At 76.1% G+C, this 247-nt stretch carries 1 pseudogene; it reads right to left on the bottom strand.

Annotated features, from left to right (window positions below):
• Positions 1-247 (bottom strand): annotated as a pseudogene (locus SB754_RS22155) (DNA repair protein RecN); the annotation flags it as partial.

Genomic DNA, 247 nt, shown 5'->3' with positions numbered 1-247 from the left:
CGTCCGTGCGACGATTCGGGCCCCTCGGCCACCTCGACCGTCAGACTCGCGTTCGGCATCGCGAGCGCGTGCAGTTCCTCCGTCGCGAGCTCGCCCAGCCGCGCCGCGGCCGTACGGCGCTCGGCGCTGAGCCGGCCCGCCGCCTGGTCGAGGTCGGCGCGCGCCGTGTCTCGCTCGGCGGCGAGGCGCTCGATCCGGTCGCCGTCGTCGTCGAGCTCGGCGAGCCGAGCGGATCCGCTCTCGAGCA

The sequence above is a fragment of the Leifsonia sp. SIMBA_070 genome, assembly GCF_046534635.1.
Lineage (GTDB): Bacteria > Actinomycetota > Actinomycetes > Actinomycetales > Microbacteriaceae > Leifsonia.
This window is presented reverse-complemented; position numbering and strand designations above follow the sequence as displayed.